At 46.2% G+C, this 7242-nt stretch carries 4 protein-coding genes, 1 tRNA gene, 1 rRNA gene and 2 pseudogenes; 3 read left to right on the top strand and 5 right to left on the bottom strand.

Annotated features, from left to right (window positions below; translation table 11 throughout):
* Positions 1–145: 145 nt before the first annotated feature.
* Together EA14781_RS21110 and rrf are read left to right on the top strand one after the other, a co-directional pair.
* Positions 146–221: transfer RNA gene (locus EA14781_RS21110), tRNA-Thr, on the top strand.
* 39 nt (positions 222–260) lie between these two features.
* Positions 261–376: ribosomal RNA gene (gene rrf / locus EA14781_RS21105) — 5S ribosomal RNA — on the top strand.
* A 462-nt stretch (positions 377–838) separates the two neighbouring features.
* Here the strand turns inward: rrf and EA14781_RS21100 are convergent.
* The 3 genes and pseudogenes from EA14781_RS21100 to acrE all read right to left on the bottom strand — a co-directional run bounded on the left by EA14781_RS21100 (position 839) and on the right by acrE (position 5584).
* On the bottom strand, positions 839–1060 hold the full coding sequence (locus EA14781_RS21100; RefSeq protein WP_000733858.1) for a lipoprotein: 222 nt from the start codon (positions 1058–1060) through the stop codon (positions 839–841).
* Between the two features lie 251 nt (positions 1061–1311).
* Positions 1312–4415 (bottom strand): annotated as a pseudogene (gene acrF, locus EA14781_RS21095) (multidrug efflux RND transporter permease subunit AcrF).
* Between the two features lie 11 nt (positions 4416–4426).
* Complete coding sequence (gene acrE / locus EA14781_RS21090) at positions 4427–5584, bottom strand: multidrug efflux RND transporter periplasmic adaptor subunit AcrE (protein WP_000160320.1); 1158 nt, start codon at positions 5582–5584, stop codon at positions 4427–4429.
* 399 nt (positions 5585–5983) lie between these two features.
* Here acrE and envR point away from each other — a divergent pair, with 399 nt between their 5' ends.
* On the top strand, positions 5984–6646 hold the full coding sequence (gene envR, locus EA14781_RS21085) for an acrEF/envCD operon transcriptional regulator (protein WP_001129533.1): 663 nt from the start codon (positions 5984–5986) through the stop codon (positions 6644–6646).
* A gap of 2 nt (positions 6647–6648) precedes the next feature.
* On the opposite strand, the gene EA14781_RS21080 is transcribed toward envR, so the two are convergent.
* Positions 6649–6828, bottom strand: coding sequence for a DUF2556 family protein (locus EA14781_RS21080; protein ID WP_010335068.1), 180 nt, complete (start codon positions 6826–6828; stop codon positions 6649–6651).
* Positions 6829–6911: 83 nt separating this feature from the next.
* Positions 6912–7238: pseudogene (locus EA14781_RS21075) on the bottom strand (DNA methyltransferase); the annotation flags it as partial.
* Positions 7239–7242: the final 4 nt, after the last annotated feature.

Below are 7242 nucleotides of genomic sequence, written 5' to 3'. Positions count from 1 at the left end.
ACGAAGAATGGCACTGACCTTTGAGGCAGTTCGCTACTCGATAAGAGAGTAGGACAAAAGCGAGAGCTTTTGAACGTTGCAAGGCAACGGCCCAAAGGGTGAATCACGAAGTGATTTATAAACTGCCAGGCATCAAATTAAGCGTGCTGATATGGCTCAGTTGGTAGAGCGCACCCTTGGTAAGGGTGAGGTCCCCAGTTCGACTCTGGGTATCAGCACCACTTTCTCGATTAAAGTTCGACAGATTAGAAAAGAATTTGTTTGGCGGCAATAGCGCGGTGGTCCCACCTGACCCCATGCCGAACTCAGAAGTGAAACGCCGTAGCGCCGATGGTAGTGTGGGGCTTCCCCATGCGAGAGTAGGGAACCGCCAGACATCAAATCAAGCGAAAGGCCATCCAAGAGGATGGCCTTTTTGCATTTTGGATCTATATATAACCTGATGAAGCCTTGCGATAAAGATGGCTGAATATGCTCCGATGCAGGGTGTGCAAAAATTTATCTGTCGTAGTGTGTTCCAAAATCTCTCTTAATCCACAAAAATTACCTGGTTCGTGTGAATCCCATTTCATACCTCATACAATAATATTGTCATACCCGACTGTCGCTAGTTGGTAATAATCGATGTGTATTTCGCTTTCCTGTTGTCGCTAGCGCAAAAATGAAACATGCGCCATATTGGGATGCAAAAATATTATTCACATTTTGCTAAATAGAATAATGATTATTTGTGTGAGTATCAGTGGGGAGATTTAATTGAAAAATATAACAATGTATATGTCTTACGGACAGGTTCTGTATTATTAAACAGAGCGTGGAAGTGCCACGCTCTGTTCCGTTATTTCGACAGAGCGATGATTCCCATTGTTAGGCCTGCGACAGCTGCAGCCCCGCCAGTAATTGCCCCTGCAGTTTCCCAATTATCCTGAGTGGTGCCTTTCATACAGGTATTGGTGTGAACCAGACGACCTTGATCGTCATAAACCGGAACGCAGGATGAATCGTGAGCGCAGCCCGCCAACAGTGCAGTGAGCAATGCCACAGAAATTAATTTTTTCATTGTGTTACCTCAATAAGAATGCTGCCGCTTAATAAGCTAACTCTCTTATTAACGGAGGGAGGATTATTTTATCATTGGTACTTATAACTCTTGCAGGGTGAATAATGACAAATTATGTGAATTGTAAAAATAATGAAGATATAAGAGATAAAGGGGAGGTAACTATAGAAGAAATAATGATTATCTTATTAATTATTCTCGCTTTTCGGAGGATTAAAAAAGGCGTCCAGAGACGCCTTTGTGTTTCTGATTTACCCTTTGAAGCAACGGCGAATAACTACAAAGAATACAGGTACAAAGAAGATAGCCAGCAATGTTGCGGAGATCATCCCCCCCATCACGCCAATTCCCACCGCGTTCTGCGCGCCACTTCCTGCCCCGTTACTGATAGCCAGGGGCAATACACCGAGAATAAAAGCGAGAGACGTCATCAGTATAGGGCGCAGACGCATTCGTACTGACATCAGTGTCGCTTCGATGATGCCTTTGCCTTCTTTTTCCATCAAGTCTTTAGCAAACTCAACAATCAAAATGGCGTTTTTGGCTGACAAGCCGATAGTGGTTAACAAGCCCACCATAAAGTAAACATCATTTTTCTGGTTAAAAAGCGTGGCTGCCAACAGTACACCAACGATACCCAATGGCACCACCAACATAACCGAGAAAGGAATTGACCAGCTTTCATAAAGTGCAGCCAGACACAGGAAAACCACCACAAAGGAGATGGCAACCAGAGCCGGAGCCTGGTTTCCGGACAAACGTTCCTGATACGACATACCTGTCCAGTCATAGCCGATTCCGTTAGGTAATTGTGAGGCAAGATTTTCCATCAGCGCCATTGCATCACCGGAACTGGTGCCAGGTGCGGCTTCCCCTTGAATTTCCATGGAAGGCAGGCCGTTGTAGCGTTCCAGACGCGGAGAACCATACACCCAATGAGAAGTAGTAAAGGTGGAGAATGGCACCATTTCACCGCTGTTACTGCGGACATAAAGTTTATCAACGTCTTCTGGCAACATACGGAATTTTGCATCGGCCTGAACGTATACTTTCTTCACGCGTCCACGGTCAATAAAGTCGTTAACGTAGGTTCCACCTAAGGCAGTGGAAATCGTGTCGTTGATATCAGAGAGTGATACACCTAATGCCTGCGCCTTTTCCTGGTCAACTTCGAGTTTGAACTGCGCGGTATCTTCCAGACCATTAGGTCGCACACTGACTAAGCTGTCAGGGTGTTGCGCTGCCATGCCAAGGAGTTGGTTGCGAGCCTGAGTCAGGGCATCGTGCCCAAGACCAGCCTGATCGATCAGCTCAAAGTCAAAACCTGTTGCAGTGCCGAGTTCGATAATCGCTGGCATGTTAAATGGGATGACAAAGCCATCGCGAATCTTACCCAGTTCCATCTTTGCGCGGGCAATTACTGCTTCTGCGCTATTTTTTTACCACTGCGCTCTTCCCAGGGTTTCAGACTAACGAAGGCCATACCAGCGTTTTGCGCCTGACCGCTAAAACTAAAACCGTTAACAGTAAAGACACTTTTAACGTTGGCTTTTTCATTGTGCAGATAATAATCCGTTACTTGATCCAGCACTTTTTGCGTGCGCTCTTGTGTCGCACCCGCAGGCAGTTGGATCATTGTCAGGAAGACGCCCTGATCTTCTTCCGGCAGGAAAGAAGAGGGCAGGCGTAAAAATAGCACCACCATTCCCGCAACGATCAACACATAAATCAGCAAATAACGCCCCGTTGCGCCGAGGATTCGGCTAACGCTATTGGTGTAGTGATTGACGCTATGTTCAAAGATGTTATTAAACCAGCCGAAGAAACCGCTCTTTTTCTCGTGATGTTCGGCAGAAACAGGCTTAAGTAAGGTTGCGCAGAGTGCCGGGGTCAAAATCAATGTCACCAGAACAGAAAGCGCCATCGCCGAAACAATGGTAATAGAGAACTGTCGGTAGATTGCTCCGGTAGAACCGCCGAAGAAGGCCATAGGGATAAATACCGCCGACAGCACCATCGCGATACCCACCAGCGCTCCCTGGATTTGTGACATTGATTTTTCTGTCGCTTCTCTGGGAGGGAGTTTATCCTCCATCATCACGCGTTCGACGTTTTCCACCACCACTATCGCATCATCGACGAGTAGTCCGATAGCGAGCACCATCCCGAACATCGTTAGTGTATTAATGGAATAACCAAAAGCGGCGAGTATGGCAAACGTACCCAGTAACACAACGGGTACCGCGATGGTAGGGATCAGCGTTGCCCGCATATTCTGCAAGAACAGATACATTACCAGGAACACCAGTAAAATTGCTTCGAACAGAGTTTTGACTACTTCGTGAATAGAAAGCTGCACGAATGGTGTGGTGTCATAAGGGTAGAGAACCTTCATTCTCTGTGGGAAGAATGGCTGTAATTCCGCTAATTTGGCCTTGATGGCTTTGGCGGTATCAAGCGCATTAGCACCTGTTGCCAGTTTAATACCGAGACCGGCTGCGGGTTTACCGTTGATGCGGGCGATAACGTTATAGTTCTCACCGCCAAGTTCAATCCGTGCAACATCTTTCAGGCGTACAACGGAACCATCGCTATTTACGCGCAGAGTGACTTTGCCAAATTCTTCAGGATCTTTTAACCGTGTTTGGGCAATAATCGAGGCGTTTAACTGCTGGCCGGGTAATGCAGGCGTCCCGCCTAATTGACCGGCGGCGATCTGGTCGTTCTGTACCTTCAACTGATTAATAATATCAACTGATGTGAGCTTATATTTGTTCAGCAGATCGGCGTCCAGCCAGATACGCATAGCATACTGGGCACCGAACAGTTGCACATCACCAACGCCGTTCAGACGGCTAATGGTATCTTTGACGTTAGAAGCGACATAGTCAGAGATATCGTCCTGCGTGGTATTTGGGTTATCAGAAACGAAACCAGCCACCATTAAATAGCTGCTGCTGGACTTTTCAACGCTGATCCCTTGCTGTTGAACTTCTTGCGGCAGCAGCGGCGTAGCGAGCTGGAGTTTGTTTTGCACTTGAACCTGGGCAATATCTGGATCGGTCCCGGACTGGAAGGTGAGGGTGATTGTCACACTTCCCGCTGAATCGCTGGTAGAAGACATATACATCAGGTTATCGATACCGTTCATATTCTGTTCGATAACCTGCGTCACCGTATCCTGCACGGTTTGTGCATCGGCACCAGGATAATTGGCCGATATCGACACCGCAGGCGGCGCAATGGTGGGATACTGTGCGACCGGCAATTGTAAAATCGCCAGCGCGCCGGCCATCATCAAGATGATAGCCAGCACCCATGCAAAGATTGGGCGTCGAATGAAAAAGTTTGCCATTTCAGATTACCTTACTTCGATGCAATATCTGCGGGGGTATCGGTTGTGGTTTTAACCTGTTCACCCGGACGCGCTTTTTGTAAGCCGCTGACAATGACTTGATCGCCCGTTTTCAGTCCATCGCTAATTAACCATTTGTCGCCAATAGCCTGACTGGCGACGACTGGACGCGCTTCAACTTGACTTTTCTCGTTAACAATCAGGACTGTGGCATCACCTCGCGGTGTGCGACTAACGCCTTGTTGCGGGATTAAAATGGCATCAGGTTGCACACCTTCGTCAATTCGCGCGCGTACAAACATGCCAGGCAATAGCATGTGCTGAGGGTTAGGAAAAACAGCCCGCAGAGTAATGGAACCGGTGCTTTCATCAACGGTAACATCAGAGAATTGCAGCGTGCCTTTCAGGGGATAACTCTGGCCATTTTCCATAACCAGCTCCACGTTGCTGGTGGCGTTATCTTTATGCAGGCTTCCTTGTTCTACGGACTGTTTCAGTCGCATGAAATCGTTGCTGGATTGGGTAACGTCAACGTAGATTGGATCGAGTTGTTGAATAGTGGCCAGTTCGGTCGTTTGACCATTGGTGACCAGCGCCCCTTCGGTGACATTAGACTTGCCAATGCGGCCGCTAATCGGGGCAGTTACTTTGGTATAAGCCAGATTAATCCGGGCACTTTCAACAGTGGCTTTGGCGGCAATTACGGCGGCATCGGCCTGACGAGCGTCTGCAATTGCCTGATCGTACTCCTGTTGGCTGATGTATTTTGTACCCACGAGCGGAACGTAACGTTTTACCGTCAAATGAGCGATGGCGGCAGCGGCCTCGCTTTTCGCTAGTTCACCTTTCGCGCTGTCATAACTCGCTTGATAGGTGGCTGGATCGATCTGGTACAGCGACTGACCTGCTTGCACATCGCTGCCTTCGGTGAAATTCCTTGTTAGCACAATCCCACTAACTTGCGGGCGAACCTCTGCAATACGGAAGGCGTTGGTGCGGCCTGGCAATTCGGTTGTAACCTCTAACGGGGCCGTTTTCACAATATGAACGGTAACCTGCGGTTCACCGACGTGAGCTTTCTCTTCTCCCTTATCGTTACAACCCGCAATTAATGCTGCGGAGATGATGATAAAGGAGGGCAGGAGGAAAAACCTGGCATGTTTCGTCATTACTATTCCTCAAAAAACCAAAAGCGTGTTATTTGCCAGAAAAAGGCAACGCGTTAACTCGCAGAAAGAAAATACAGTTGGCTATCCTACAAATTATCTCCTGGCGATGTAAGGAATAGTTATGGATATGGGTATCTCAAGGCACATAAACACAAAAAAAGCTTAATATCTTAATGTTTTATTTTGATGAGTATTGAAAGGTATCGATGCAGTTTGATGTATAGTGAAATATACATTCATCTTATGAATGTATATATATTTAATGATAATTGATGCCTATTTTAATGTTGTGCCTGAGACTTTCTTTAGTTTCTCGTATAAATAATGATTAGGTGATACATTACTCTTCGTGATTTTCTTCCTCTATATCCAATATATTTATTTTCTGAATAACTAAAAATGGCAAAAAGAACGAAGGCTGAAGCCCTGAAGACCAGACAAGAGCTGATTGAAACGGCCATCGTCCAGTTTGCGCAGCATGGTGTAAGCAAGACGACGTTGAATGATATCGCCGATGCGGCTAACGTCACTCGTGGTGCTATCTATTGGCACTTTGAAAACAAAACTCAACTACTTAATGAAATGTGGCTACAACAGCCCTCTTTGCGGGAACTGATTCAGGAGCGGCTGATAGAAGGACTGGATAGCAATCCGCTCCAGTATTTACGTGAAAAAATCATTGTTGGTTTACAGTATATTGCTGAGATACCACGACAACAGGCATTGTTGCAAATCCTGTATCATAAATGTGAATTTAATGATGAGATATTGGCTGAGGCAGTAATACGCGAGAAGATGGGGTTTAATCTACGAATTTTGCGTGAAGTATTGCAAGCCTGTCAAAAGCAGGGGTATATGGCAAATCACCTGGATTTAGACGTTGTCACGATTGTTATTGATGGCGCTTTCAGTGGTATTGTCAAAAACTGGTTAATGAATACCGCGAGTTTTGATCTGTACAAACAAGCGCCCGTGCTTGTAGATAATGTATTAAGAATTCTTATGCCAGAGGAAAACATGGCGAAATTAATTCATCCGATAAATGAATTGGATGTTGTATAAGTTCATATTCTATTTTGAAAATCCAGTTCATCACAGTTAACCAGTTTCAACGGATTTACCGAATTCATGTTCCGACATTTATCTGCTTCTGTTGTCAGCAGTTCAATCCACTGTATTAGCAATATATCGAACAGAAAAACGGAGACTGCGAAAACAACGAGCCACCAATACTTGCGAACCATTACCTGAGCCTGTGCATGTTTAACCAAGTCTGGCAGGAAATATACACGAAATGAATAATCTGAAAACCAGGCTTACACTTCCTTTACTTTGCAATGAGAGCGGGGTCAACTTCGCTGGTTCTGCATTGTTTAGACAGATTGCCGGTTTTTCTTTTTTTCACTTTCGCCAGATCTTTCACGGAGTAGTGTGACGAGATATTCAGTCGCCGTAATCCCATCTTGATGTACTCATTGTTGATCTCAATACCAATAAATTTTCGCCCGGTCGCGATAGCGACTGCTCCGGTGGTAAAGCTACCCGCAAATGGGTCAAGGACAACATCGCCTGGGTTGGAGGAGGCGAGAATGATGCGCTGCAACAAGGCTTCCGGCTTTTGTGTCGGGTGGTTTTCATATTCATCCATCAAATGTCAC

Source organism: Escherichia albertii NBRC 107761 = DSM 17582 (assembly GCF_000759775.1).
GTDB classification, from domain to species: Bacteria; Pseudomonadota; Gammaproteobacteria; order Enterobacterales; family Enterobacteriaceae; genus Escherichia; species Escherichia albertii.
This window is presented reverse-complemented; position numbering and strand designations above follow the sequence as displayed.

Excerpts from the sequence above, each read along its gene's own strand:
- EA14781_RS21100 (WP_000733858.1), bottom strand. The coding sequence starts at position 1,060 with ATGAAAAAATTAATTTCTGTGGCATTGCTCACTGCACTGTTGGCGGGC.
- acrE (WP_000160320.1), bottom strand. The coding sequence starts at position 5,584 with ATGACGAAACATGCCAGGTTTTTCCTCCTGCCCTCCTTTATCATCATC.
- envR (WP_001129533.1), top strand. The coding sequence starts at position 5,984 with ATGGCAAAAAGAACGAAGGCTGAAGCCCTGAAGACCAGACAAGAGCTG.
- EA14781_RS21080 (WP_010335068.1), bottom strand. The coding sequence starts at position 6,828 with ATGGTTCGCAAGTATTGGTGGCTCGTTGTTTTCGCAGTCTCCGTTTTT.